Source organism: Promicromonospora iranensis, assembly GCF_028994775.1.
Lineage (GTDB): Bacteria > Actinomycetota > Actinomycetes > Actinomycetales > Cellulomonadaceae > Promicromonospora > Promicromonospora iranensis_A.
This window is the reverse complement of the sequence record NZ_JAJQMN010000001.1, coordinates 43,122-68,916: the sequence shown is the minus strand read 5'-3', so window position 1 is coordinate 68,916 and position 25,795 is coordinate 43,122. Positions and strand designations below refer to the sequence as shown.

Here is a 25,795-nt window from a genome sequence, read left to right as displayed (position 1 = left end):
ACCGCTCGTGGTGATTGCACCGGGTGCCGTCTCATGGCAGCATCCAGCGCACGCACGGCGAGTGGCGTACCCGTCCGGCATGCTGCCGCCGTTCATCAGGCGCGGGGGGCTCATGGTGTACAGCGCGGTCGGTGCGGAGTGGATCTCCCGGACGAGCGAGAGCGGTCGGGTCTTCGATCCTGCCGCCGTTCGCTTGTTCGACGAGGCGTTGGCGCTCCCTCCTGACCGCATGCGTGCCCTCGCCCGCGAGGAGCGGGAACTCTTGCTCCCTGACCGCGGGTACGTGCTCAGGTCCGTTCGCGCGGAGGTGCTGGCGGGGAGCAGGGCAGTGAGGGCAGCGGGCGAGATCCTCGTCGCTCTCAGCCTCCCGGACAGCAAGGAGGCCGCGGACGGCCACTTCCTCATCGGACTCGCGCTTCGTCTGGTGTCAGACCAGGGTCGACGGCACTTCCTCCTGGCCCGTGACACCTACGACGACCTCGGTGAGCGGCTGCCCGCCCGTCTTGCCGAGCTCGCAGCCGCGGCAGCCTTCGAACCTGACCAACTGGAGAAGGGCGCGGTCCCTGATTTGCTGTCCCGTGCGCTGAGAGGTGTCGACGAGGTTGATCCAGGGTGCGCGCGGCGACTCGATGAACCGGTCGCCCGACACGCCAGGATCATCTCGATGACACACGGCCTCATCACTGGCGGGCTGGTTCCCACGACGACGTTCACGGCGTCGGAGGACGAGCTGGGCATCCTGAGCTTTGCGCTTGTCGAGGCGGTCGAGGAGCCGCAACGAGTACTGGAGCTCGTCAACTGGTTGCGGACGCTGGGTATCGGTGCGTACGACATCGTCGACAGGCTCGTCAGTTCCCTGGGCAGCCTCCGGCTGTGGGAGCCGCGACTCGTTCTCCTGCGCGACATGCTCGACCGCGGCGACGACCGTGACCAGACCCTGATCGAGATGGCCTGGACGCTGACGCAGCTTCAGCAATGGCCTACGGCGCAGGCGCTCGTGCTCGACACGCTCGAGCAACGGACCCGGCCGGCCTCCGTCGAGCTGCTCAGGGCCATGGTGATGCTCGCCGACACCGTCAGAGCACCCGAGGCCGGGCAGTGGGCCGACCGCCTGGTGCGGGCAGGCGGTGAGCTTCCTGAGCTGGCCTACCTGTCCAGCGAGATGATCGAGGCCGAGGAGAGAGCGACCCAGGCGCCCGAGCTCGAGCTCCGGGTGCTCCTTCGCGACGGGACGATGACGATCGACCCGTCGATCGATCCGCGCACCATCAAGGAACAGATGCTGGCCGCCACCATCCTTTCGCTCGACCCGGAGCAGGCCCGGCAGATGCGCGACGAGGTTGCGGCCAAGGATCCTGAGACCTTTGCGAAGGTGCGCCGATACCTTCCCGCAGGTCTGCGGCCCGAGTCCCCGGCCGAGATGCACTTCGCTACGGCAGAGAACCTCTTCGCACAGCGCAGGTTCCGCGAAGCGATCACCGAGTACAAGGCGGTCATAGACCTCGAACCCGACCACCAGGTTGCGCACCTGTGGCTGGGTGACGCCCACTTCATGCTGGGTGAGTACGCGATCGCTGCGGCCTACTTCGAGGAGTCGATCGCGATCCGCCCCACGCCCCAGGCCTACAGATTCCTTGGTGACGCCATCGTCCGCGGGCAGGGCGACCTCCACCTGGCAAGGCGCCACTACGAGCAGGCGCTCGCCCTCGACCCCGCCTACGGCGGCGCGTCGGAGGCACTCCAGCAGGTGAACGAGGCCTTGTCGAACCCCGACAGAGGTTGGTGACGGGTGGCTTCCTACCCCACGCCGAGCGGCACCGGAGGGAGGCAGCGCGGCGATCTGCTGAGGGACGCGATGCTCCGCGATCCGGTCTTCGCCGACTTCATACGTCTCACCGAGTCGGGGGCGCTGGGGTCCTGGATGGCCTCGGCGCCCACCGAGGCACGGTTCGCCATGATCGTGCCGGCGCAGTCGCTGTCCGTCACCTATCGAGACGGCAACCGCGACACCATCACCGCGCGCCGGTGGGCGGAGGTACACCTCGAGCTCGCCCGGTCGCTGCCAGACGACTACGGGCCGGAGTCCAACCAGCTCGGGGTAGGCAGGGACAGCCTGATCTGTGCCGCGCTCAGCGGCCTGGCCAAGCTGGCGGGCATGCAGGGCACAGCCGAGCGCGCCTATGCGCTCCTGCGCGAGGCAGAGCGCTATCACGACCAGGAGCAGGAGAGACGTCGCCGTTCCGGGAGCATGCAACGTCCTGCCGTCGAGCGGCTGATGGGCGGCGGCAGCGGGGCAGCCAGCCTCTACGGCAGCCTGGCGCGGGCAGCCTGGCAGGTCGGCGACGAGAGGGCGGCGGCGCACTACCGGCACCTCGAGATCGAGCACAGCCTCGACGATCGGTCGACGAACGGCGAGACGGCCCAGCTCATGCAGAAGGGGAGGTACTGGATCGACCAGGGAAACCCTGAGAGGGCGCTCTCGAGCTTCCGGGCGGCAGTTGACGTCGCGGAGCGTGACGAGGGTGGCCTTTTCAACGGGCGGATCCTCGCGGCGGCCTTGAGCTCGCTGGGAGAGACCTACGGCACTCTCGGCGTCCCACGTTCAGCGCTCGCAGCGCTTGCAAGGGCTCGGGACCTCGTCGCCGAGAGTGGAAAGTCCGGGCTCCTGGCGAGGATCGAGATTGCGGAGGCGCGTGTGCTCCGAAAGGCCCCACGCCATGGCTCCGCTATCGACCGCTACATCAGCGCCCTCGAACTCATCAGCCAGGATGCTCGGCCCGGGGACCCACACGTCTGGACAGCGTCGGACGGGCGCCACCATCGGGTCATCGATCTCGACGACGGTTTCGACCTTGCCTTCGAGATTGCCGGGTTCCTTCGCGAGTCCGGAGATCTGGCACGGGCCTCCGAGCTCCTCGACCTCGCCACGGACCTTGGTGAGACGGTGCGGGGCGCTGCCGTCGACGAGACCTCCCGGCTCGCCGCACAGGAGCAACGAAGCCAGGCGCTCGTGGCGCAGGTCCAGGTCCAGATCGAGCTCGCGCGGACCACAGGTTCCCAGGACCACAAGGCCGCGGCCTGGGCAGCGATAGAAACCCTCCGCGCCAGGACGTTCCTGGACATGGCGGGCGACGTGCCTCTCGCTGCGCCCGCGGAGGTCCCCTCCGAGCTGGCGTCCGCCGAGGCCAACCTTCTGGCGCACCGCCGGCTTCTCAGAGAAAGTAGGCAGCGCGACGCCGCGTTCTGGCACAGGTACGACGACGCCGAGGCGGCCCTGGCATCCGTCTGGCGAGCCATCGCAACCTCGGGGTCGCGTGCCCGAGAGTACGTCGCGGTGCGCGAGGCGCGACCGGCCGCGCCCGCTGAGGTCTCCCTGGCGCTCGCCGGTTCTGAACCTGCACCGTCGGGCGGCGCCGTCGCCGTGAACCTGTTCTTCCAGGACGACGAGACCCTCGCGCTGCTGGCCGTCGGCAGCACCGATGAACAGGTGCGCATCACCTCGTCCCGGATCGATCGCACACGGCTGACACGCTTCATCTCCGCCAACTTCGGCTCCGCCTCACGAGTGCGTGAGCTGGCCGAGGACCTCGAAGACCTGTTTCATCACGAGCTCGCCGACGTCGTCGCGCCGCTCGTCGACCTGTGCGAGCCCGGCAGCACCCTCGTCCTTGCTCCAGCCGGTCCTCTGCACAACGTGCCGCTCGGTGCGGTGCGGCTCGGGGACGATGTGCTGATCGCACGTAACCCGATCGTGTTCAGCCCCAGCATCTCGCTCGTCAGGTCCTGGCGGCTCGGCGCCGACCGCGAGAGGCCGCTCCGGCACGCCGTGTTCGGCGACCCCACCGACGATCTTCCGGGCGCTCGGGACGAAGCTCTCGAGCTCGCGCGACGCTGGGGCGCCGATCCGCGGATCGGTGCGGGGGCGACAGCCGCGGCCCTGCTGACCGCACTCGGCGGCGGAGGTCTGGTGCATGTGGCAGCGCATGCGGAGTTCAGCGCCGAGGACCCGTTGGCGTCAGGGATCCGTATGGCGGATCGCACGCTGACCGCCCGGGAGATCCTGAGGCTGCGGGCAGCGGACCTCGGCCTCGTCACCTTGTCCGCTTGTGAGAGCGCCGTCTACCAGGCTCGCCAGTCCGAGGACCCGATGGGACTTCCACGTGCGCTGCTCTTCGCCGGCGCCTCCTCGGTCCTGGCCAGTCTCTGGAGGGTGCCGGACTCGGCGACGCGCAACCTGATGTCGCTGTTCTACTCAGCGCTCCAGTACGGATCGACCAAGGCGGAGGCGTTGCGGAGCGCCGCACTTCAGGCTCGTGACGACGACGGGCGCCTCGACCGATGGGCAGGCTTCGTGCTCCTCGGATCCTGGATCTGACACGGGAGGACAGAGATGGACGACTTCAGGCTCGTCGAGACCTTCGAGCTCGAGCCCGACTACGAGGAGATCGACCGGTCGCGCTACTCACCGATAGAAGATCGGGCGATCGAGGTGATGGGACGCGAGAACCGTATCGGGCTCGCCTTGCGTTCACCGGTCCTCGTCGCCACGGGCGAACCCGGCCGGGCCGCGTACGACGTCGGGCTGATGCTCGTTGTCCATGCTCACCCGGAGTGCAGATTTGCCTGGTCACGCCTCGTGGTCGATCTTTCGGACACGCCGGAGGGGATCGTCGAGGACATGGTTCCGAGCGAGGTCCAGGAGGAGGCGGTGGAGATGGAGACGCGTGTCGGTGCGGGGCTGACGTTCAGCACCGTCGTGAACGTCGTGAACGTCGAGCTGGGACCTGAGATCGCCCAGAAGCGGACCATCTACTTCCCGACGGTCACGGCGTCCGGCACCGGTTTCCGAAAGGCCTACTGGGACTTCATGGCCAAGGGTGGGGACTACCTCCACTCGAACCGCGAGCTACGCCTCCTTGTCAGCGCGCCGGCAGGAACGGCGGTGGTGGCCTCGCTGACCCTGCGAGCCCGGCTGCGCCTGCCTGGCATCCAGAACCTCGTGCCCTTCAGGCGAAAGGCGGCCGTCGACACGCGCGTCCAGCTGGTCTGAGCAAGGGCGACGCGCCGGGGAGCGATGGCCAACCGACGCGTCGCCGCTGCTACGTCCCTACCAGGGCGACGGCTCGTAGTCCTTGAGGAAGCAGCCGTACAGGTCGGTCCCGGCCTCGCCCTGGACGATCGGGTCGTAGACGCGGGCGGCGCCGTCGACCAGGTCGAGGGGTGCGTGCCAGCCCTCGGCGGCGAGCCGCAGCTTCTCCTGGTGCGGACGCTCGTCCGTGATCCACCCGGTGTCCACCGCGGTCATCAGGATCCGGTCCTTCTCGAACATCTCCTCCGCGGAGGTCCGGGTCAGCATGTTGAGGGCAGCCTTGGCCATGTTGGTGTGCGGGTGTCCCGCGGACTTGTACCGGCGGGAGAACTGCCCCTCCATCGCCGAGACGTTGACGACGTACCCGCGTCGCGACTTGGCCGTCGCGGCCCGCATCGCGGGCCGCAGCCGGGAGATGAGCAGGAACGGCGCGATCGCGTTGCAGAGCTGGACCTCCAGGAGCTCCAGCGGGTCGACCTCGTCCACGACCTGGGTCCACGAGTTGGTCGTCTGCATGTCGGGGAGCAGCCCGCCGGCGTCGACGGCCGTGCCGGCCAGGTGGGCGTCCAGGGAGGCCGAGCCTGCCCGGAGCGCCAGAGCCGTCAGGGACGCCGCGCTGTGCATCGCGACGGCGTCGTCCTGCGACTGGCCCTCGTGGTGGGCGACCGACAGGGCGGTCAGCGCGCCCGCGATCGCGGCAGGGTGCGCCTCCGAGATGCGGTCGAACGTGACCATCTCCGGCGCTTCCAGCCCGTGGGGGAGCGGGGCGACCGGCGCCGACTCGCCCGTGACGAGCTGCGAGTAGGACCCGGGGGACCGGCGGACCGTCTGGCAGGCGTTGTTGACCAGGATGTCGAGCGGACCCGCCGCGGCGACGTCGTCGGCGAGGGCGATCACCTGGGTGGGGTCACGCAGGTCGATGCCGACGATCTTGAGCCGGTGCAGCCAGTCGGCGGCGTCGGGCATCGCCGAGAAGCGGCGCACCGCGTCCTTCGGGAAGCGGGTGGTGATGGTGAGGTGGGCGCCGTCGCGCAGCAGCCGCAGCGCGATGTACATGCCGATCTTCGCCCGGCCCCCGGTGAGCAGGGCGCGGCGTCCGGTCAGGTCCGTGCGCTGGTCACGCCGTGTGTGGCTCTTCGCGGCGCAGTCGGGGCACAGCCCGTGGTAGAACGAGTCGACCAGGGTGTAGTCCGTCTTGCAGATGTAGCAGCCGCGCGCGGTGCGCAGCTCCCCGGCGAACGCTCCCGGTGCGGTCGAGACCAGCGGGATGCCCGCGGTCTCGTCGTCGATCCGCGCCGCCGAACCGGTCGCCGTCTGCTCGATGATGCTCCGGTCGTGCGCCTGAAGCTCCTCGCGGACCGCGGCCTTCCGCGATTTTTTGAGCAGCTTCCACATGTAACCGGTCGCCCGTTTGACCGTCTGGACGTCGGGATGGTTGGGGTCGAGGTCCTTGAGACTGCCCAGCACCCGAAGGGTGGTGGCGAGCTCTTCCGGGTCGATTCCCGCTTTCGTTGGCACGCCGTAGGATAACCGGCGCTCGGGCCCCGGCGCCGCCCTGCCGTTCTGCATGATCCTGCAACATGCCCCCGGCGACGGGTGTGAACTGCGGTCATGCGAAAAAACGGACAGGTCATGCGTATTCTGACCGCGGCACTCGGTGCCGCTCTGGGGACAGCCATCCTCGTCGCCCCGCCGGCGTCGGCCGAACAGGTCAAGAACAACTGCGAGGGCACAGAGGTCGTCCGCTGCGCCAACGTGGAGATGTCGTCCCCCGGCGTGTTCAACGCTCATGCCCGGGTGACCGACGCGGCCAATGGCAACGACTACAGCGTCCAGGTCATCGAGGTGCGCCTCCAGTACAACTACAACGGCAGCTGGTTGAACCTCCGGGACGAGTTCCCCGCCGACAGCTGGGCCGCCGTGCAGGACGTCGAGCGCACCACCTCGTGGTCCTGCGGTTCCTCCGCGCGCAAGCTCGTCCGGGCGCAGACGTACGTGCAGTGGCGCCGGTCCGGCACCGTGACCGGGGACTGGGTCACCACTCCGTCGGTGTACATCTGCCCACGTAGCTGACCGCATCGCGGGGAGCGCCCCGTCGACCTGAGCGGCCGTTCACACGGTGGCGGCGCTCAGGTACTCCCGTAGCCGCACCCCTGCTACGAACCGCGTCGGCGCGTCGAGCAGGTCGAGGACCGCTGCGACCTCGGTTCGCACCGTCCGGACGCTCAGCCCGAGCCGCCGGGCGATCTGCTCGTCCGACGGGCACGTGAGCATGAGCGTGACGACGCGCCGCTGGCGTTCCGACAGGCCGTCGACCGTCGGAGCCTCGGCGGCGCACGGATACATCGTGCTGCGCACCGCGTCCCAGTAGCCGCGGGCGGCATCCAGGCAGGCCGCGTCCCGGACAGCCATCACTGTCGGTTCGCCGCGGATCGTCGGTCCGTCGAGGAACACCTCAGCGTTGTCGATGATCTTCAGCTGCACCGGTGCGTAGCCGAAGAAGTATGTCGCCGGGTCCTCGGCGGACAGGATCAGCCGCACCTCCGGGTCCAGGGCGTCGAAGTGCCAGATGCTGGTCATGCGGAGGCCGTTCTCCATCACCACCGTGTTGTTCGGAAGGCTCACGGCGAGCTGGCCGATGGTGCCCGAGTTGCGGATCGACTCGAGAGTCCGCCAGGACGGCACCTCGAGGGCCATGTTCCGATTGATGGCGATCGTGCCGCGTCCGACGAAGCGCGCCGCGACCCGCTGTCCGCGTTCCATGGCGCGGCTGACCCGTGAGCGTTCGGTCTGGAGCCGAGCCAGCTGGTCGAGCACGCGGAGCCGTCCCGGGCGCGGGAACCTTCCGCAGTCCACGTACGCGGAGAAATCCATGTTGAGCAGCGCACGCTGGTTCATCGGTCTCCTCATGCCCTCTGCGGCCCTCGAAAGCCCGGTACCGTCCTGTGGACGTTTCTAGCAGAGCGACGAACGTCAGGACAGGAAAGTTGTCGGTCAGCCCTCCTGGAATCGGTTAGCGTCGGGGCGTGCTGCTACCTGAACCGTCGGTGCCGGGGGCGGACCTGCCCGTCCGGGCGGTTCTGCCCGCCACGGTCGACGCGGTGCGGTCGCGCGGGACCGCGGTGCTGGTCGCGCCGCCGGGATCGGGCAAGACCTCGCTGCTGCCGCTCGCGCTGGCCGACGCGCTCGGGGGGACGGTCATCGTCGCCGAGCCGCGGAGGATGGCGACCCGTGCGGCGGCGAACCGGCTGGCGATGCTGGCCGGCGAGCCGCTCGGGCAGCGGATCGGCTACGCGATGCGCGGTGAACGCAGCGGCGGCACGGGGCTCCGGGTCGAGGTGGTGACGACAGGGCTCCTCGTCCGGCGTCTGCAGCAGGACCCGGAGCTGCCGGGCGTCTCGGCGATCGTGATCGACGAGTGCCACGAGCGGCACCTGGATGCCGATCTGCTGCTCGCGCTCGCCGTCGACGTCCGGGCGAATCTCCGGGAGGACCTGTCGATCGTCGCGACCTCGGCCACTGCCGACACGGTCCGGCTGAGCCGCGCACTGGGCACGGACGTCCCGGCGCCCGTGATCACCGCATCCGCCGCCCTGTTCGAGGTGGCGGTCGAGTGGGCCCCACCGCCCGTTCCCGCGCCGCTGCTTCCCGGTGGGCGCGTCGACCCGCGCCTGCTGGATCACGTCGCGGACGTCGTCCGGCGCGCGCTGGCCGAGAACGACGGCGACATCCTCGTGTTCGTCCCCGGCGAGGCCGAGATCAACGGTGTGACCCGCCGGCTGTCGGGTCTGAACGTCCTGCCGTTGTTCGGTCGTCAGTCGCGGGCTGAGCAGGACCGCGCGCTGGCGCCGGCCGTCACCCGTCGGATCGTGGTGACGACGTCGGTCGCGGAGAGCTCGCTGACCGTGCCCGGGGTCCGCGTCGTGGTCGACTCGGGTCTTGCCCGGGAGCCGCGCACCGACCAGTCCCGTGGCCTCGGCGCACTGGTGACCTGCCGGGTCTCGAGATCGTCGGCCGACCAGCGTGCGGGTCGTGCCGGGCGGGAGGGTCCTGGGCGCGTCTATCGGTGCTGGTCCGCCACCGACCACGCGCGTCTCGACGACCACGCGGCGCCGGAGATCGCGATCGCCGACCTGGCCGCCTTCGCCCTCGAGCTCGCGGCGTGGGGCGCGCCCGCCGGCGCCGGTCTGATCCTGCTCGACGCGCCGCCGGTGGCGGCGATGACCGCGGCCACCGAGTTGCTGCGTCGCATCGACGCCCTGGACGACGACGGCCGGATCACCGAACGAGGCAGGCGGATGGCGGCGATCGGGGCGCATCCCCGGTGGGCTCGTGCGTTGCTGGACGGGACACCGCGGGTCGGCGCCGACCGCGCCCGCGAGATCGTCGCGATGCTCTCGGACGACTCCGGCCGAGCCTTCGGCGATGATCTGCCGGCCCGCCTCAGGGCACTGCGCCGCGGTGATGACCGCGGAGCGACGGCCCGCTGGCGCGAAGAGACGAAGCGACTCGGCCGAGGGGCGACGTCCGGCGGCACGTCGCGTGGGCCGGCCGGCCGGGGAACGCGCGGCGTACCGGACGATCAGGCGGTGGGGATCGTGGTGGGGCTGGCGTATCCGGACCGGATCGCGCGGGCGCGGGGGACGGACTCGACGACGTACCAGATGTCCGGCGGTACGGGCGCCGCCCTGGATCCGCAGTCGCCCCTGCGGACCTCACCCTGGCTGGCGATCGCGGTCGCTGACCGGGCTCCCGGGCGTGCCGACGCCAGGATCCGTTCCGCGGCGCCGATCGACGAGCAGACCGCCCGCGACGTCGCGGGCGACCTCGTCACGACCACCGACGACATCCGCTGGGACGACGGCCGGATCGTGACACGGCGCGTCGAGGCGCTCGGCGCGATCGTGCTCAAGGACGTCCCGCTGGCGAGGCCTGACCCGTCGCTCGTCCAGGCGGCCGTCCGCCACGGCATCCGGCGCGAGGGCCTGTCCGTGCTGCGGTGGTCGGAGGCCGCGCTCGCTCTGCGGGAGCGGCTCGCGTTCTGCCACGCCCATCTCGGCGCACCTTGGCCCGCGGTCGACGACGACGCGCTGCTGGCCGGTCTTGACGAGTGGCTCGGTACCGAGCTCGCGTCGGTGCGAGGTGCGCGCGACCTCGCCCGCATCGACGTGGCGTCGGCGCTCCGGCGACTGCTGCCCTGGCCCGCGGCCGGCCGGTTCGGGGAGCTCGCACCGGAACGGCTCAAGGTTCCGTCGGGCTCCGAGGTGCGGCTCGGGTACGACGGCGTCGAGCCGCCGGTCCTCGCGGTGAAGCTGCAGGAGGTCTTCGGCTGGACCGCCACCCCGACCGTCGCGGACGGTCGGGTCCCGGTCGTCCTGCACCTGCTGTCGCCCGCACGGCGCCCGGTCGCGATCACGAGCGATCTCGCCTCGTTCTGGAAGCAGGGCTACCCCCAGGTCCGCGCCGACCTGCGGGGGCGCTACCCCCGCCATCCGTGGCCGGAGGATCCGCTCGCCGCCGCCCCCACGAAGCGGGTCAAGCCTCGCCAGTGACCTCCCCGGGAGGCTGGCCGGGGTCCGCGGTGACCGGTGGTGAGGGTTCGGCGGGGCAGAACCAGGGTTCCGTCAGGGAAGGAACCCATACTTTCCGGGCAGCATCCGGGACAGGATGAAGGCGTCCAGACGCAGACGTCGTCACAGATTCCCAGGATGCGGAGCATCGCGGTGGAGAACGAGGAGCGGCTCTACCTTCGGTACGCGTACAACGACCTGGTCAAGAACAAGGGCATCAATGCAGCCCTGGTCGTCACCCTGGTCCTCAGCGCTTTTCTCATGGCGACGGGTTCCATGGTCCTCGAGAGGCTGGCCGGCTCCATCAGCCGGCTGTCCGAGCAGGGCAAGCCCCCGGACCTCCTGCAGATGCACAAGGGGGAGTACGACCCGGCGGCGCTGACGCGGTTCGCGGCGGACCACGAGTCCGAGATCGACGCATGGCTCGTCGAGGAGATGCTCGGTTACGACAGCGCCTCCCTGTCCTGGTCCCGCCCGGGCACCGGCGAGACCGGTGACCTGGCCGCCAGCCGGATCGACAACCTCTTCGTCACCCAGAACACGGAGTTCGACTTTCTGGTCGACCGGACCGGGGCCGTCGTGGAACCGGCAGCCGGCGAGGTGTACGTCCCGGTCCTCTACCAGAAGCAGTACGGGCTCACGACGGGGGACGTCCTCACGATCCGGACCGCCTCCGGGCCCCACCAGCTCGAGGTGCGGGGAGAGGTCAAGGACGCGCAGATGGGGGCCTCGCTCTCGCCGTCGTCCCGGTTCCTGATCCACCCCGAGGACTTCGAAGCGCTGGGACGGGCCGGAGGAGCGACGCCGGAGATCATCGTGGAGTACCGGCTCGCGGCAGGCGGTGACGCGAACGCGATGCAGACGGCGTACGAGGGCGCGGGCGGACTACCGACGAACGGCCAGGTGGTCACGGGCCCACAGCTTCGGATCATCAGCATGATCGGCGACGGCCTCGTCGCGTTCGCGCTGGTGTTCGTCAGCCTGGTCCTCATCGCGATCGCACTGCTCAACCTGCGCTTCGTCATCCGGGGAACGCTGGAGGACGAGGTCCACGAGATCGGTGCGATGAAGGCGATCGGCATCCCGGACCGCGAGATCTCCAGGCTCTACCTGACGAAGTACAGCATCCTGGCGGTGGTCGGCTGCGTCGTCGGCGGGCTGCTCGCGATCATCGCGGCGAACCTGCTGACGCAAGGCATCCAGACGAACTACGCACAGGCGCCGGTGGGTGTCTGGACGTTCCTGGTGCCGCTGATCGCGCTCGCCGCCGTCTACCTGATCGTCGTCGGCATCTGCCGAGGCGTTCTGCGCGGGGTGCGGAGGATCGAGGTCGTGAACGCCCTCGTGCACGGCAGCACCCTCGACGAGAAGCAGGCCGCCCGCCGCGCGAGGCAACGGGCACGCTGGGTGCGCCGGACCGGGCTGGCGTCGTCCTCCGGTGCGGGTGTCAACCGGCGCCTGGCCCTGCTCGACCTGCGGGCCGAGGGCCGGGCGTGGGTGTTGTTGCCGGTGGTGTTCGGCCTGACGGCGGTACTGATCACGCTCCCGGCCAACATGGTCAGCACGTTCGAGGACCCGCGGTTCGTCACCTACATGGGTGTGCCGGAGCGTGATCTGCGCGCGGACGTGCAGTTCCAGGAGGACGTCGACGGCGTCAAGGACCGGCTGGTCGCCGCGATGGCGGACGACGACCGCCTCACCGACGTGCGCTCCTACGCCTACGTCGACTACACCGCCGACAGCGAGGACGGGCCGGCGAGACTGCGCGTCGAGGTCGGGAACCGGCCCGATGACGAAGGCATCCGGTTCAGCCAGGGTGGCCTGCCGCGGGACGGCCAGATCGCGCTGTCGGTCCTCAACGCGGACAAGTACGGGGTGGGGGTCGGGGACGAGCTGACGATCCACGACGGTGACAAGCCGATCACCGTGCAGGTGAGCGGGATCTACCAGGACATCACCAGCGGCGGGCAGACCGCCAAGATGTCGGGCGAGGTCACCGAGGGCGCGGCGGCCTACACCGTCTTCGCGGACCTGGCGGGTGATCTGGCGGACGGCGGGGCGGACCCCGGCGGGATCGCCGACGAGTACGACGAACAGTTCCCGACGGCGGGCGTGAAGCCGACCCAGGAGTACGTGCGGGAGACCATGGCGGTCCTGACCGACTCGATGCGGGGCGCGGCGTGGGTCGCGCTCGTGTTCGGCCTCGGGGTTGTGGTGCTCATCACGAGCCTGTTCCTCAAGCTCCGGCTCGCACGCGACCGGTCGACGATGGGCGTGCTGTCCGCGATCGGGTTCGCGGCCCAGGAGCTCGTGGGGCAGGTGCGGACCAAGACGCTCCTGGCGGTGGCCGCTGGAACGGCGGCGGGTGTGGTGTTCGCGGCCACTGCGGGGCAGTCGCTGGCGAGCGCTGCTCTGACCGCCGTCCAGCTCGGGATCACGGATCTGACGTTCATCCCGAACCCGTGGCTCGTGTACGTGCTGTACCCGCTGCTCCTGCTCGGGGCGGGGTACTTCGGCGTCGCCGTGCTCACGTCCGGCGTCCGGCGTGCCGACAAGAGCGAATGGATCCGACGATGAGGGGACGACTCATGAACCAGGCAGCGGTGACCTTGGAGTCACACGAGCTGAGCAAGACGTACTTCTCCACCGAACCGCCGACCGAGGTCCTGCGCGGCATCGACCTGTCCGTCCGTGCCGGAGAGTTCCTCGTCGTCATGGGCACGTCCGGGTCCGGGAAGTCCACGCTGCTGTACAGCATCAGCGGCATGGACCGGCCCACCAGCGGGAGCGTCACGCTGGAGGGTCGGGAGCTCACCTCGCTCGGTGACACGGAGATGAGCAAGGTCCGTCTGACCCGGATGGGTTTCGTGTTCCAGCAGCCGCATTTCCTGAGCAACCTGAACGTGCGGGACAACATCCTCCTGCCTGCTCTCAAGGCGGCACCCAGGCACGGCCGGGAGGCCGCGATCTCGCGGGTGGACGCGTTGATGGAGCGGTTCGGCATCGCGCCCGTCAGGAGTCACGGGATCACCCAGGTCTCGGGTGGGCAGCTGCAGCGCGCCTCGATCTGCCGGGCGCTGGCCGGCGAACCGTCCGTGCTGTTCGCGGACGAGCCCACGGGCGCGCTGAACAGCAGCAAGACCGCCGAGGTCATGGATGCGTTCACCGAGGTGCACCGCGGCGGCACCACGATCGTCATGGTGACCCACGACCCCGGTGTCGCCGTCCGTGGCGAGCGCGTCATCTACCTGCGCGACGGCGCTGTCGTGGCCGCGCGTGAGATCGGGCGCTGGGAGCCTGACACGGCACACCGGCGCGAGGACGTCCTTCTGGCGTGGCTCAGGGACCTGGGCTTCTGATCCGAGCCGTTGGAGAATCGTCGGTGCGGGACCTTGCCCGCTGTGAACGTAGGGTCGTCCGCATGACTTGGCGAAGCGACAGCTCCGATCAGCGTCGAGGAGGAGCCGGTGCCCGTCCGCCCGGCGGAGCGCCGTTGGTGACGTCTGCCTCACCGGCCGACGGCCCCGGCACCACGTCCCTCGGGGACGACTGGGTGCCGGGCCCGGACGGCATCCGGGAGCGTTCGGCGGCGCGCGTCATCCTGATGGATGCCGACGGCCGGGTGCTCGTGGTGCGCGGGCACGACGTGAACCAGCCGGAACGGTCCTGGTGGTTCACGGTGGGCGGTGGCATCGACGCGGGTGAGTCCCCGGAGCAGGCCGCGCTGCGGGAGACCTACGAGGAGGTGGGTATCGCGCTGGACGCGGGTGACCTGGTCGGTCCCGTGCTCACGCGGACCGGCATCTTCGAGTTCTTCGCCGAGACGTGCCGCCAGTACGAGGTCTTCTACCTCGCGCGGACGCCGGAGGCGGTGGAGGTGACGACTGCCGGCTGGACCGCCGCCGAGCGCGAGCTGCTCGACGAGATGGCCTGGCTGACGGCGGACGAGCTGCGCGAGCAGCCGCTGGAGGTGTTCCCACCGGAGCTGCCTGACGTCGTCGACCGGCTCGTGGCGGGCTGGGACGGGCAGGTGCGGCACCTGGGCGAGCAGTTCGACGATTAGAGCGGTCTGCGCGACGCCACTGGCGTATCCATCGTTGTGCATTGATGAGCCCGCCTCCTTTCTTTATCTCCGGGGTATAGCAGCGATGCCGGGCCATTTCTTGATATGAAGAATGGGCGCTGGTCGTCCTCTTTCTCCGGTGTGTATCGCTGAAATGTCGGAGCGGAGTCTTCTCCCCGGACAGGGTGTCGCCGCCCTGATCCATTCGTTTTCATGAGGGCTGTAACCGGTCCACTACGGGGCCGAGCGGTCATATCTGGCAGTATTTATCCGGGAATGCCGGTGAAAACATAAAAGTGCGGCGATACGCCGCGCGCTTTGTGCCGGAGGCTGTTTATGTGGTGGCACGGGGGCAACCACCACGGGAGGTTCCAGTCATGGAAAGACTGACCAAGGCAGCGCTGGCTACCGGCGGCGCCGCTGTACTGCTCCTCGGCGGAGCCGGGACCCTGGCGTTCTGGACCGACGAAGGACTCGCGACCGGCACCGACGTCACCTCGGGGACGCTCACCGTGACCGACGGGACGTGCGGCGCCTGGACGCTCGACGGCGGGGGCACCGTCGCCGGGGGCATCGTGCCGGGCGACACCGTGACCGCCGACTGCGCACTGACCGTCGGGGGCACGGGCGACCATCTCGCGCTGGGCGACATCACGGTCTCCGCCCCGACCTGGGCGGAGACGAACGCGCTCACCGGTGCGCTGGAGGTGGCGGTGGACGGTGCGACGCTCGACGGCACGGAGCTCACCCTTCCGCTGACCGACCCGGTGGCGGTGGAGGCGGCCTCCGACCTGGTGGTGACCGTCGCGGCGACCTTCCCGGAGGACTCCGGCAACGACACGCAGGCGCTGACCGCGAGCCTGGAGGACGTGACCGTGCAGGTCACACAGGCGCACCTCGCCCCGACGACACCTTGACCGCACCGCGAGCGTGGACGGGGCCCCGAGCGCGGACGAGGCGGACGAGACGGACGAGACGGTGCAGGCCGTGACACGGCACGCGGTGCGCGGGCTGGCTGCCGTCGTCATCGCCGTGGCGGGCGCGGTGCTCGTGCTCGGGGTGATCGTGCCCCGGGCGGCCGGCGCGACGCCCTACGTGGTGCTCACCGACTCCATGGAGCCCAGCCTGCCGGTCGGCACGCTGGTCGTCTCGCGCCCCGTGGAGCCGGAACGGATCAGCACCGGCTCGGTGATCACCTACCAGCTCCGCTCGGGGCAGGAGCGGCTCGTGACCCACCGGGTGGTGGGCATCGGCATGACGATCGGTGGCGAGCGCACCTACCTGACCCAGGGCGACGCGAACGACGTGCCCGACGCGCAGCCCGTGCGCGACGTCCAGGTGCGCGGTGCCGTCTGGTACCAGGTGCCGCACCTCGGCCACGTCGCCGGCGCGTTCACCGGCGAGCGCAAGGCGATCGGCGCGATCGCCGCGGTCCTGCTGCTCGGCTACGCGGGATGGCAGGAGCTCGGCGCCGCCCGCGAGCGGTCCGCACGGGCCCCCGTAGCGCCCGTCGCCGTCGGCTCTGGGGTGGCCGACGGCGACGGGCCCGCTCGGCGAGCCGGGGACGGCCCGACCGAGTGGCGCGACCGATCCGAGCCGGCCCGCCGCGTTGGCGACAGAGGCGGACGATGACGCGCCGACGACGGGCAGCCCTGGTCGCCGTGCTCCTCGTGCTGTCGGCCGCGGCGGTGCGCCCGGCGCACGCCGCGGTGCCGACGGCGGTACCCGCCGCGGCAGACGACCGGCTGGTCCTGAGCGTCGACGGGACCACGTGGACGCCGGACGTCACGACACCGCTGCTCGACCCGGACCTGGTCTGGGTGCCCGGCGACGCCGTGACGGGGACGTTGTACGCGCGCAACGTGTCCGAGGAGAACGCGACGGCCGCCGTGACGGTTCACGTCGACGGCGGTCCGGACGGCGCGGGCGACCCGTTGGTCGAGGAGCTGGACGTGCGCGTCCGGACGGGGTCCGGCTCGTGGAGCGACGGTCCCCGGTCCATGATCACCGACCTGCGACCAGGCGAGGAGCTACCGATCGGCATCCGGGTCGAGCTCGACCCTGCCGCGACGAACGCCTCGCAGCTGCGGACCGCGCGCCTCGGCGTCGCAGTCTTCCTCTCCGCGACGGACCCGGGGGAGGACGGCGGGTCGGTTCCTGCCGCGGAAGGGCCGGACGCTCTGCCCCGCACCGGCGCGAACCTGCTGGCGCACACGATCGCGGCGGTGGCCGCCGTGCTGGCCGGGAGCATGCTCCTGCTGCTCCGGGAGCGGCGCGGACGCAGGCTGGACCATGGCGAGGCCGGACCATGACCGAGCCGGAACGCCCGTCCTCGTCGCGCCGCGAACGGCGGACCACCGCCTGGCGGCGCGGGCTCACCGCCCTCGCCCTGGCCCTGCTGATGCCAGGCGCCGTGGCGGCGTGGGCCTGGTGGGGTGGCACGGGGACGGTCACCCCCGAGCAGATCACCGCGGGCAGCCTGGACCTCACGGTCGGACCGGTGACGGGCGCGGAGCAGCTGGCCGGTCCCGGCGGGACGTGGACGTACACCGCGCTGGGGCTCACCGGCATGCTGCCCGGCGAGAGTGTCGCCCGCACCGTCGTCCTGCGCAGCTCCGGTACGACGGCAGTCGACGTCTCCGCGACGGTCACCTCGTCGACCGCGGCGCTGGGCCAGAGCCTCCTCCTGAGCACCACCACGGGCGGCTCCGCGACGAACACCACGACGAACGGCCTGCGCACGGGAACCTGTACGGGGACGGTCTCCCGCGCGACGGCACCGGTGACGACCACTGCGACACCGGCGCTGGGCCCGGTGCGGGTGGCGTCCGGTACGACCGTGACGCTCTGTGCCGTGCTCGGTCTCAGCCCCGGCGCACCGTCGTCGGTCCAGGGCGCGTCCACCGCGGCGACGTTCCTGTTCACGGCGAGACAGGCGGGCACGCCGTGAGACGGGCGGCGCTCGCGGTCGTCGCTGCCCTGGTGCTCCTCCTGGCCGTCGCCGTCCCGCGTGGCCCGGCCTGGGCCGCGTGGGCGGACACGGCGACCGTCGCGACCGGCGCACTCAGCGCGGGAACGATCCCGACGACCACCACGAGCTGTGGCACGCTCGGGGTCGGGTCGGTGACCTTCACCTGGACCGCGGTCCCTGGTGCCACGGGCTACGTGGCGCACTTCGGTGCGGGCGGTGCCAGCACGCAGACCCTGCCGGCGGGAACCACCCAGTTCCAGGCCACAGGGGTCATCACCAGCGGGACGTTCTACGTCGAGGTGCAGCGGCAGTTCGCAGCGACCACCTGGACGTCGGTACCGTCGAACTCCCGCACGTACACGGTGGTGGCGCTCGCGGTGGGTGTCTGCCTGTGACAGGTGCCCCCGGCCCGTGGCGGTCGACCCTGACCGTGGCGCATAGGATGGAATGCTGTGACAGCACCAACCGTCGGAGTCCTCGCCCTGCAGGGCGACGTCCGTGAGCACCTGACCGCCCTGGAGTCCGTGGGCGCGCGTGCCGTGTCCGTGCGGCGTCCGGCCGAGCTGGCCGCCGTCGACGGGCTCGTGATCCCCGGCGGGGAGTCGACGACCATCGACAAGCTGCTGCGCATCTTCGAGCTGCGCGACCTGCTGCAGGCGCGGATCAAGGAGGGGCTGCCGGTGTACGGCTCGTGCGCCGGGATGATCCTGCTCGCCGACCGGATCCTCGACGGCACGGCCGACCAGCAGACGGTGGGCGGGATGGACGTCGTCGTGCGGCGCAACGCGTTCGGGCGGCAGGTCGACTCCTTCGAGACCGACCTCGACTTCGTCGGCATCTCCGACGCGGGGTCCGGCGACCCGGTGCGCACCGCGTTCATCCGCGCCCCCTGGATCGAGGAGGCCGGGCGCGACGTCGAGGTGCTGGCGCGGATCCCCGCTGTGGATACGCAGGGCCGTCCTGTGGCGGCCGCCGGTAGGATCGTCGCAGCACGGCAGGGACCGCTGCTCGCCACCGCATTCCACCCCGAGATCACGGGGGACACGCGTGTGCACGGGCTGTTCGTCGGCATGGTTGCGGGCGGCTGAGCGGTTTCCCCGCTACCGTTCGACGCCACTGTTAGAGCCATCGGAAATGCAAGGAGTCAGGTAGAGGCATGTCAGGTCACTCCAAGTGGGCCACGACCAAGCACAAGAAGGCCGCGATCGACGCCAAGCGCGGCAAGCTCTTCGCGAAGCTGATCAAGAACATCGAGGTCGCGGCTCGTACCGGCGGCGGCGACCTCGCCGGTAACCCGACGCTGTTCGACGCGGTGCAGAAGGCGAAGAAGTCGTCCGTGCCGAACGACAACATCGAGCGCGCGCTGAAGCGTGGCTCGGGCGAGGGCGCCGACGCCGTCGACTACCAGACGATCATGTACGAGGGCTACGGCACCAACGGCATCGCCGTCCTGGTGGAGTGCCTCACCGACAACAAGAACCGCGCGGCCTCCGAGGTGCGCCTGGCGTTCAGCCGCAACGGCGGCAACCTCGCCGACCCGGGCTCGGTCTCCTACCTGTTCTCCCGCAAGGGCCTGATCGTGGTGCCGAAGACCGAGGGTGTGGGCGAGGACGAGGTCATGCTCGCCGCGCTCGACGCCGGCGCGGAGGACGTCACGGACCAGGGCGAGGTCATCGAGGTCCTGACCGAGGCCACCGACCTGGTGTCCGTGCGAACGGCCATCCAGGAAGCCGGCATCGAGTACGACTCCGCCGACGTGATCTTCCACCCGTCCATGCAGGTCGAGGTGGACGTCGAGGGCGCCCGCAAGATCATGCGCCTCATCGACTCGCTCGAGGACAGCGACGACGTGCAGAGCGTCTACGCGAACTTCGACGCGAGCGACGAGGTCATGGCCGCTCTCGACGAAGAGGAGTGACGGCTCTGCTTGTCTGACCGCGTTGCGGGTCCGGCCCACTGCGCAGGCCGGGCCGCACCCGTTGGTCGAGCCTGTCAAGACCTCGCCCGGCGCCATGAGAACCTGACGCCATGCGCGTTCTAGGGGTCGACCCCGGCCTGACCAGGTGTGGAATCGGTGTGGTCGACTCCCTGCCCGGACGGCGGGCACGGATGGTCGCGGTCGGCGTGATCCGCTCCGAACCGGACCTGTCCACCGACCTGCGGCTGCTGAAGATCGCTGAGGGACTGGATGCGTGGCTCGAGGAGCACGTGCCCGACGTCGTCGCGGTCGAGCGGGTGTTCGCCCAGCACAATGTCGGCACGGTGATGGGGACCGCCCAGGCGGCGGGCCTGGCCATGGTGGCCGCGGCCCGCCGGGGCGTGCCCGTCGCCCTCCACACGCCGTCGGAGGTGAAGGCCGCGGTGACCGGATCGGGCCGCGCCGACAAGGCGCAGGTCACGACCATGATCACGCGCATCCTCGACCTCGACGAGGCGCCGCGGCCCGCCGACGCCGCCGACGCGCTCGCCCTCGCTGTCTGCCACCTGTGGCGGCCCTCCGGCGCCCTGCAGGGCGGAGACCGGCACGAGCTCACCCCCGCGCAGCGCGCCTGGGCCGCCGCGGAACAGGCGGCGAAGCAGCGCCCTCGCCGCTGAGCGCCCGGCGGCGGTCGGCGCTGCCGCACGACCGGTGATCGGCGGCGTGGCACGGGCAGCGGGGCGGCCGGACTTGTTAGGGTCGTCGCACGAACGTTCGAGTGGGTCTCGGCGAGCTGGACCACCGAGCCCTCATCCAGGACCCGAGAAGGAGGAGCCCGTGATCGCCTCGCTGACGGGAACCGTGGCCCACGTGAGCCTGGACCGTGTGGTGGTCGACGTCGGTGGTGTCGGCTACCTCGTGCACGCCACGCCCACGACGCTGGCCGGGCTGCGCGTCGGCGAGACGGCTGGGGTCGCGACGAGCATGGTGGTCCGTGAGGACTCCATGACGCTGTACGGGTTCGCGGACCCCGACGAGCGGGACGTGTTCGAGGTGGTGCAGACCGTCTCCGGCGTCGGGCCGCGCCTGGCGCTCGCGATGCTCGCGGTGCACACGCCGGACGCGCTGCGCCGCGCCGTCGCGGGCGAGGACCTCGCCGCGCTGACCCGCGTCCCGGGGATCGGCAAGAAGGGCGCCCAGCGCATCGTCCTGGAGCTGGCCGACCGGCTCGGGCCGCCGTCCGGGGCGGCCGCGGGCGCGGTCGACGGCTCCGCGGCAGGACCCGCCGGGAACGTCGGCGACCACTCCGAGCGCGTCGTCGAGGCTCTCGCCGGCCTGGGCTGGCCCGCCAAGCAGGCCGAGGACGCCGTCGCGAAGGTGCTCGCCGAGGCGGGGACCGACGCGATAGCCGCCGACGAGGTCGCCGCCACGCTCCGTTCCGCGCTGCGTCTGCTGGGAGGCCACCGTGGCTGAGGTCTCCACAGGCTCGGCCACCGGAACGGGCTCGACCGGCGAGCGGGACCGCATCGTCGCGCCGAGCGCCGACGAGATCGAGCGCGCCGCCGAGGCGGCGCTCCGGCCCAAGCGGCTCGACGACTTCGTCGGCCAGCGGGTCGTGCGCGACCAGCTCTCGCTCGTGCTCCAGGCGGCGATCGCGCGCGGCAACCCGCCCGACCACGTGCTCCTGTCCGGCCCGCCCGGACTCGGCAAGACGACCCTCGCCATGATCATCTCGGGCGAGCTGGAGTCGCACATGCGGCTCACCAGCGGCCCGGCGATCCAGCACGCCGGCGACCTCGCCGCCGTCCTGTCCTCGCTCGAGGAGGGGGACGTGCTGTTCATCGACGAGATCCACCGCCTCGCCCGGCCCGCCGAGGAGCTGCTCTACGTCGCGATGGAGGACTTCCGCGTCGACGTCATCGTCGGCAAGGGCGCCGGCGCCTCCGCGATCCCGCTGGCGCTGCCCCGGTTCACCGTCGTCGGCGCGACCACGCGTTCCGGCCTGCTGCCCGCCCCGCTGCGTGACCGCTTCGGGTTCACCGGGCACATGGACTACTACTCGCCCGAGGAGCTGGAGCGCGTGATCCTGCGCTCCTCCGGGCTGCTCGGCGTGCACCTGGAGCACGCTGCCGCGCACGAGATCGCCGGCCGCTCCCGCGGCACCCCCCGCATCGCCAACCGGCTGCTGCGCCGCGTGCGCGACTGGGCGCAGGTCCGCGGCGACGGACGCCTCGACCTGCACGCCGCACGGTCCGCCCTCGAGGTCTACGAGGTGGACCCCATCGGTCTGGACCGCCTCGACCGCGCGGTGCTCACCGCGCTGTGCACCAGGTTCGGTGGCGGACCCGTCGGGCTCAGCACGCTGGCCATGACCGTGGGCGAGGAGGCCGAGACGGTCGAGACCGTCGCGGAGCCCTACCTCGTGCGCGAGGGCCTGATCGGGCGCACCCCCCGAGGGCGCGTCGCCACCCCCGCGGCGTGGGAGCACCTGGGGCTCACCCCGCCCCCTCCGGCACCCGGATCGGCAACCTGGACGCCCGGCCCGGGCCCGGGATCGGGAACTTTGCTGGAGCCCTGACGTTGATCATGTGGCGCCCCTCGCCGGGGCGCCCGAGGATTCGACCCCGAGCACTACACTGGGTTGGATCCTCGTCGTACTTGCGCGACGCATGCGAGCGCGGCTCATCCGACACAGCAATCGAACAGGGACCCTTACCGTGGAAATGCTCATTCTCGTCGCGATCCTCCTCGTGGTGATGTTCTTCATGTCCTCCCGCACCCGCAAGCAGCAGCGCGAGGCCGCGGAGTTCCGCAACAACCTCACGGTCGGGACCAAGGTCATGACCGCCTCCGGCATGATCGGCACCGTTCTCGACGTCGACGACGCGAACGACCAGGTGACCATCGAGTCCTTCCCGGGCAGCCCCACCACCTGGCTCCGCGCCGCCATCTCCAAGAAGATCGAGGAGCCCGTCGCCGACGACGCGGACCTCGACGACGCGTCCGATGAGTCCGATGTCACAGCAGAGGGCGAAACGGCAAGTACGATCAGCCCCGACGCGAAGGACGTTCCCGACGACCTGTCAGACCTGGACACCGCCAAGCGCGAGTACCAGGAGCAGCAGCGGCGGGACGCTGACGCGGACGGCAAGTGACGGCCGCGCCGTCCGGTAACCCCGGGCGGCGCCGAACCCGCACCGGACGTACCCCGGTGCGCACACGAGAAGAGACAGACGTTGGCGACTGACACCCGGCGCTCGCGGCCGGTTCGCACGATCGTGCTCCTGACGATCTTGACGATCCTGCTGCCCTTCGGCGCCCTCCTGGCTGGTTGGCAGTTCGACGGTAAGTCGAGCGACAATCCTGACGGAGCGAGCCTGGCCCCTGGCCTGGCTCTTGACCTGCAGGGCGGTACCCAGGTCATCCTGAAGGCCGTCACCTCCGACGGGTCCGAGGTGACCCCGGAGGCGATGGAAGAGGCCATCGGTGTCATCCGGCAGCGGGTGGACGCCAACGGCGTCACCGAGGCCGAGATCGCGAGCCAGGGCGACAACCAGATCGTGGTCGAGATCCCCGGCGAGGTGGACGACGAGACCGTCGCGCTGATCTCCCAGGCCGCGCAGATGAAGTTCCGCCCGGTCCTCACGATCGGCAACCCGATCCCCACGGCGCAGCCCTCGGCGAGCCCGTCCGGCGACGCTGCCGACGACGCGGCTGCCGAGGACGGCGCCGCGGCCGACCAGCCGACGAAGAAGGAGATCGCCGAGCAGGAGGAGGCGATCGAGTCGGCGACCGACCCGTCCGACCTGGCGCAGATCACGCCGTCGGTCCAGGCGGCGTTCGACGCGCTCGACTGCACCGACCCGAAGAACCGCGAGGGCGGTGGCGGCGACAACCCGAACCTGCTGCTCGTCACGTGTGACCAGGTCGGTTCGGCCAAGTACATCCTCGGTCCCGTCGAGGTGGACGGCACCGACCTGACCTCCGCCACGTCCGGTCTGATCCCGGGCGCGAACGGCAGCGTCTCCAACACCTGGGGCGTCAGCCTCGACTTCAACTCCGAGGGCACGACGAAGTTCCGCGAGACCACCGAGCGCCTGACGCCGCTCGAGCCGCCGCGCAACCAGTTCGCCATCGTGCTGGACGGCCTGATCGTGTCGGCACCGAGCAGCAACCAGCCGATCACGAACGGACAGGCCAGCATCTCCGGCTCGTTCACCAGGGACTCGGCGGCGACGCTGGCCAACCAGCTGAGCTTCGGCTCGCTGCCGCTGACCTTCGAGGTGGAGGGTCAGAACCAGATCTCGGCGACGCTCGGTTCCGAGCAGCTGCAGCGCGGTCTGTTCGCCGGCCTCATCGGCCTGGCACTGGTCGTCGTCTACTCGATGTTCCAGTACCGCACCCTCGGTCTGCTGACCGTCATGTCGCTGATCGTGGCAGGGGCGATGACCTATGTGGTGATCGCGCTCCTGAGCTGGGGGATGGGCTACCGCCTGTCCCTGCCGGGTATCGCCGGTCTGATCGTGGCCATCGGCTTCACCGCGGACTCGTTCATAGTGTACTTCGAACGTATTCGGGACGAGCTACGTGACGGGCGCACGCTCCGGCTTGCCGTCCAGCGTGGCTGGCTCCGAGCTCGCCGCACCATCTACGCGGCCAAGGCAGTGAACCTGCTCTCCGCGGTGATCCTGTACTTCATGACCGTCGGCGGGGTGCGCGGCTTCGCGTTCACCCTCGGTCTGACCACGATCATCGACGTCATGGTGGTCATCTGGTTCACCCACCCGGTCATGGAGCTCCTGGCCAAGGTGCCGTTCTTCCGCGACGGGCACAAGTGGTCGGGCCTCTCGCCCGACCGTCTCGACGTCGCACCGCGGTACCGGGGCGCCGGGCGGTTCTCGGGCTCGACGGCCGAGGTCGCCGATGCCCCCGTCGCCGACGCGCCCGACCGGGAGCGTGAGCTGGTCTCGGCACAGTCCGTGAGCAACGCGCCGCGCGTCGCCGAGGACGGCCGCAGGATGACTATCGCGGAGCGGCGTGCCGCCGAGCGCAAGGCTGCCGCCGAAGCGGCTCAGAACGAGGAGAAGCACTGATGGCTCGCGGCGGCTTCGCCCAGTGGGGCAACGACCTCTACACGGGGCGACGGTCCTACCCGATCGTCCAGAAGAGGGGTCTCTGGTTCTCGATCGTCGGCCTCTTCTCGGCTGCGTCGATCCTGGTGCTCGTTTTCCAGGGCCTCAACCTCGGTATCGACTTCCGTGGTGGTTCCGAGTTCACCGTCTCGGGCGTGTCCAGCACCGACGAGGACATCGCTCTCGACGCCGTCGCGGAGGTGGCCCCCGGCCAGGAACCGCACGTGAGCCGGGTGGGTACGGACGGTGTCCGGGTGCAGGTCTCGGAGCTGGACAACGACCAGACCAACCAGCTCCAGGACGGCCTCGCGCAGGCGTACGGCGTGCAGGCGTCGGAAGTCACGACGAACTTCATCGGCCCGACCTGGGGCCAGTCGGTGAGCATGCGGGCCCTGTGGGGCACCGTGACGTTCATCGTCGCCGCGGCTCTCTTCATGGCCATCTACTTCCGGGCCTGGCGCATGTCGGTGGCTGCGATCGTGGCCATGCTCGCGGACGTGCTGGTCTCCGCGGGCGTGTACGCCCTGATCGGCTGGGAGGTCACGCCGTCGACGATCATCGGCTTCCTGACCATCCTGGGCTTCTCGCTCTACGACAAGATGGTCGTCTTCGACAAGGTCCGCGAGAACACGGTCGCCCTGACCGAGCAGACCCGTAGCACCTACGCCGAGCGGGCGAACCTCGCGGTGAACCAGACGCTGGTCCGGTCCATCAACACGTCGGTGGTGGCGCTGCTGCCGGTCGCGGGCATCCTCTTCGTGGGTGGTTTCCTCCTGGGGGCCGGCACGCTGAAGGACATCTCGCTGTCGCTGTTCGTCGGCATCGCGGTGGGCGCGACGTCGTCCATCTTCCTGGCCACGCCGCTCGACGTGGCGCTGCGCGAGGGCGAGCCCAAGATCGCCGCGCACACCAAGAAGGTCATGGACCTGCGTGCGGGCCTCGCGGCCGAGGGCGTCGACGAGAGCGTGCTGGCCGCCGCGGCGTCCGGCTCCGCGCAGCTCGTTCCCGGACATCACCGGGGACATACCGCTCAGCCCAAGCGTCGCCGGTAG

Annotated in this window: 24 protein-coding genes; 21 read left to right on the top strand and 3 right to left on the bottom strand. The window is 70.4% G+C overall.

From position 1 onward, the window contains the following. Positions 1–427 precede the first annotated feature (427 nt). The gene (locus LUU90_RS00320; RefSeq protein WP_275001199.1) at positions 428–649 is read right to left on the bottom strand and encodes a hypothetical protein; all 222 of its coding nucleotides are present in this window, start codon (positions 647–649) and stop codon (positions 428–430) included. A 15-nt stretch (positions 650–664) separates the two neighbouring features. On the opposite strand from LUU90_RS00320, the gene LUU90_RS00315 reads away from it, so the two are divergent. Genes LUU90_RS00315 through LUU90_RS00305 form a run of 3 tightly spaced genes read left to right on the top strand, consistent with a single transcriptional unit; the run spans position 665 to position 5,050 of the window. After that, positions 665–1,786: a tetratricopeptide repeat protein gene (locus LUU90_RS00315; RefSeq protein WP_275001198.1), complete on the top strand. Its 1,122-nt coding sequence runs from the start codon at positions 665–667 to the stop codon at positions 1,784–1,786. Positions 1,787–1,789: 3 nt separating this feature from the next. Then, the gene (locus tag LUU90_RS00310; RefSeq protein WP_275001197.1) at positions 1,790–4,375 is read left to right on the top strand and encodes a CHAT domain-containing protein; all 2,586 of its coding nucleotides are present in this window, start codon (positions 1,790–1,792) and stop codon (positions 4,373–4,375) included. 15 nt (positions 4,376–4,390) lie between these two features. Further along, positions 4,391–5,050: a hypothetical protein gene (locus LUU90_RS00305; protein ID WP_275001196.1), complete on the top strand. Its 660-nt coding sequence runs from the start codon at positions 4,391–4,393 to the stop codon at positions 5,048–5,050. A 57-nt stretch (positions 5,051–5,107) separates the two neighbouring features. Here LUU90_RS00305 and LUU90_RS00300 read toward each other — a convergent pair whose 3' ends face one another. After that, positions 5,108–6,658 (bottom strand): SDR family NAD(P)-dependent oxidoreductase, encoded by a 1,551-nt coding sequence (locus tag LUU90_RS00300; protein WP_275001195.1) that lies wholly within the window; start codon positions 6,656–6,658, stop codon positions 5,108–5,110. Between the two features lie 63 nt (positions 6,659–6,721). Between LUU90_RS00300 and LUU90_RS00295 the strand changes: the two genes are divergently transcribed. After that, entirely contained in the window at positions 6,722–7,162 is a 441-nt protein-coding gene (locus LUU90_RS00295) for a hypothetical protein (RefSeq protein ID WP_275001194.1), read from the top strand. Positions 7,163–7,201: 39 nt separating this feature from the next. Here LUU90_RS00295 and LUU90_RS00290 read toward each other — a convergent pair whose 3' ends face one another. Further along, positions 7,202–7,987 carry a helix-turn-helix transcriptional regulator gene (locus tag LUU90_RS00290; protein WP_275001193.1) on the bottom strand — a complete coding sequence of 262 codons (786 nt, stop codon included), beginning with the start codon at positions 7,985–7,987 and terminating at the stop codon, positions 7,202–7,204. Between the two features lie 128 nt (positions 7,988–8,115). Here LUU90_RS00290 and hrpB point away from each other — a divergent pair, with 128 nt between their 5' ends. From hrpB to secF, 17 genes are all read left to right on the top strand, one after another. Beyond that, positions 8,116–10,641 carry an ATP-dependent helicase HrpB gene (hrpB, locus tag LUU90_RS00285; protein WP_275001192.1) on the top strand — a complete coding sequence of 842 codons (2,526 nt, stop codon included), beginning with the start codon at positions 8,116–8,118 and terminating at the stop codon, positions 10,639–10,641. A gap of 156 nt (positions 10,642–10,797) precedes the next feature. Beyond that, entirely contained in the window at positions 10,798–13,236 is a 2,439-nt protein-coding gene (locus tag LUU90_RS00280; protein ID WP_275001191.1) for an ABC transporter permease, read from the top strand. Between the two features lie 11 nt (positions 13,237–13,247). Then, a complete protein-coding gene (locus LUU90_RS00275) occupies positions 13,248–14,018 on the top strand; it encodes an ABC transporter ATP-binding protein (RefSeq protein WP_275001190.1) in 771 nt (256 codons plus the stop codon). Between the two features lie 137 nt (positions 14,019–14,155). Next, on the top strand, positions 14,156–14,722 hold the full coding sequence (locus LUU90_RS00270; RefSeq protein ID WP_275001189.1) for an NUDIX hydrolase: 567 nt from the start codon (positions 14,156–14,158) through the stop codon (positions 14,720–14,722). A gap of 377 nt (positions 14,723–15,099) precedes the next feature. Continuing rightward, positions 15,100–15,639 (top strand): alternate-type signal peptide domain-containing protein, encoded by a 540-nt coding sequence (locus tag LUU90_RS00265; protein ID WP_275001188.1) that lies wholly within the window; start codon positions 15,100–15,102, stop codon positions 15,637–15,639. A gap of 13 nt (positions 15,640–15,652) precedes the next feature. Then, entirely contained in the window at positions 15,653–16,354 is a 702-nt protein-coding gene (locus LUU90_RS00260; RefSeq protein ID WP_275001187.1) for a signal peptidase I, read from the top strand. Beyond that, the gene (locus tag LUU90_RS00255; protein WP_275001186.1) at positions 16,351–17,034 is read left to right on the top strand and encodes a hypothetical protein; all 684 of its coding nucleotides are present in this window, start codon (positions 16,351–16,353) and stop codon (positions 17,032–17,034) included. The genes LUU90_RS00260 and LUU90_RS00255 overlap by 4 nt, the downstream gene beginning before the upstream one ends. Further along, complete coding sequence (locus LUU90_RS00250; protein WP_275001185.1) at positions 17,031–17,672, top strand: hypothetical protein; 642 nt, start codon at positions 17,031–17,033, stop codon at positions 17,670–17,672. Before LUU90_RS00255 ends, LUU90_RS00250 begins: the two co-directional genes overlap by 4 nt. Then, on the top strand, positions 17,669–18,088 hold the full coding sequence (locus LUU90_RS00245) for a hypothetical protein (protein WP_275001184.1): 420 nt from the start codon (positions 17,669–17,671) through the stop codon (positions 18,086–18,088). Before LUU90_RS00250 ends, LUU90_RS00245 begins: the two co-directional genes overlap by 4 nt. 57 nt (positions 18,089–18,145) lie before the next feature. Continuing rightward, a complete protein-coding gene (pdxT, locus tag LUU90_RS00240; RefSeq protein WP_275001183.1) occupies positions 18,146–18,781 on the top strand; it encodes a pyridoxal 5'-phosphate synthase glutaminase subunit PdxT in 636 nt (211 codons plus the stop codon). Positions 18,782–18,849: 68 nt separating this feature from the next. After that, positions 18,850–19,611: a YebC/PmpR family DNA-binding transcriptional regulator gene (locus tag LUU90_RS00235; RefSeq protein ID WP_275001182.1), complete on the top strand. Its 762-nt coding sequence runs from the start codon at positions 18,850–18,852 to the stop codon at positions 19,609–19,611. Between the two features lie 110 nt (positions 19,612–19,721). Continuing rightward, on the top strand, positions 19,722–20,288 hold the full coding sequence (gene ruvC / locus LUU90_RS00230; protein ID WP_275001180.1) for a crossover junction endodeoxyribonuclease RuvC: 567 nt from the start codon (positions 19,722–19,724) through the stop codon (positions 20,286–20,288). A 160-nt stretch (positions 20,289–20,448) separates the two neighbouring features. Then, positions 20,449–21,084 carry a Holliday junction branch migration protein RuvA gene (ruvA, locus tag LUU90_RS00225; protein WP_275001179.1) on the top strand — a complete coding sequence of 212 codons (636 nt, stop codon included), beginning with the start codon at positions 20,449–20,451 and terminating at the stop codon, positions 21,082–21,084. After that, positions 21,077–22,189, top strand: a complete 1,113-nt coding sequence (ruvB, locus tag LUU90_RS00220) for a Holliday junction branch migration DNA helicase RuvB (protein ID WP_425596153.1) — start codon at positions 21,077–21,079, stop codon at positions 22,187–22,189. The genes ruvA and ruvB overlap by 8 nt, the downstream gene beginning before the upstream one ends. Positions 22,190–22,334: 145 nt before the next feature. Continuing rightward, on the top strand, positions 22,335–22,766 hold the full coding sequence (gene yajC, locus LUU90_RS00215; protein ID WP_275001743.1) for a preprotein translocase subunit YajC: 432 nt from the start codon (positions 22,335–22,337) through the stop codon (positions 22,764–22,766). An 81-nt stretch (positions 22,767–22,847) separates the two neighbouring features. After that, positions 22,848–24,704: a protein translocase subunit SecD gene (gene secD / locus LUU90_RS00210; RefSeq protein WP_275001178.1), complete on the top strand. Its 1,857-nt coding sequence runs from the start codon at positions 22,848–22,850 to the stop codon at positions 24,702–24,704. After that, complete coding sequence (gene secF, locus LUU90_RS00205) at positions 24,704–25,795, top strand: protein translocase subunit SecF (protein WP_275001177.1); 1,092 nt, start codon at positions 24,704–24,706, stop codon at positions 25,793–25,795. Before secD ends, secF begins: the two co-directional genes overlap by 1 nt.

Coding starts and splice junctions, on each gene's coding strand:
- LUU90_RS00315 (WP_275001198.1), top strand. CDS start 665: ATGACACACGGCCTCATCACTGGCGGGCTGGTTCCCACGACGACGTTC.
- LUU90_RS00305 (WP_275001196.1), top strand. CDS start 4,391: ATGGACGACTTCAGGCTCGTCGAGACCTTCGAGCTCGAGCCCGACTAC.
- LUU90_RS00300 (WP_275001195.1), bottom strand. CDS start 6,658: ATGCAGAACGGCAGGGCGGCGCCGGGGCCCGAGCGCCGGTTATCCTAC.
- LUU90_RS00295 (WP_275001194.1), top strand. CDS start 6,722: ATGCGTATTCTGACCGCGGCACTCGGTGCCGCTCTGGGGACAGCCATC.
- LUU90_RS00290 (WP_275001193.1), bottom strand. CDS start 7,987: ATGAACCAGCGTGCGCTGCTCAACATGGATTTCTCCGCGTACGTGGAC.
- LUU90_RS00280 (WP_275001191.1), top strand. CDS start 10,798: ATGCGGAGCATCGCGGTGGAGAACGAGGAGCGGCTCTACCTTCGGTAC.
- LUU90_RS00275 (WP_275001190.1), top strand. CDS start 13,248: ATGAACCAGGCAGCGGTGACCTTGGAGTCACACGAGCTGAGCAAGACG.
- LUU90_RS00265 (WP_275001188.1), top strand. CDS start 15,100: ATGGAAAGACTGACCAAGGCAGCGCTGGCTACCGGCGGCGCCGCTGTA.
- LUU90_RS00255 (WP_275001186.1), top strand. CDS start 16,351: ATGACGCGCCGACGACGGGCAGCCCTGGTCGCCGTGCTCCTCGTGCTG.
- LUU90_RS00250 (WP_275001185.1), top strand. CDS start 17,031: ATGACCGAGCCGGAACGCCCGTCCTCGTCGCGCCGCGAACGGCGGACC.
- LUU90_RS00235 (WP_275001182.1), top strand. CDS start 18,850: ATGTCAGGTCACTCCAAGTGGGCCACGACCAAGCACAAGAAGGCCGCG.
- ruvC (WP_275001180.1), top strand. CDS start 19,722: ATGCGCGTTCTAGGGGTCGACCCCGGCCTGACCAGGTGTGGAATCGGT.
- yajC (WP_275001743.1), top strand. CDS start 22,335: ATGCTCATTCTCGTCGCGATCCTCCTCGTGGTGATGTTCTTCATGTCC.
- secF (WP_275001177.1), top strand. CDS start 24,704: ATGGCTCGCGGCGGCTTCGCCCAGTGGGGCAACGACCTCTACACGGGG.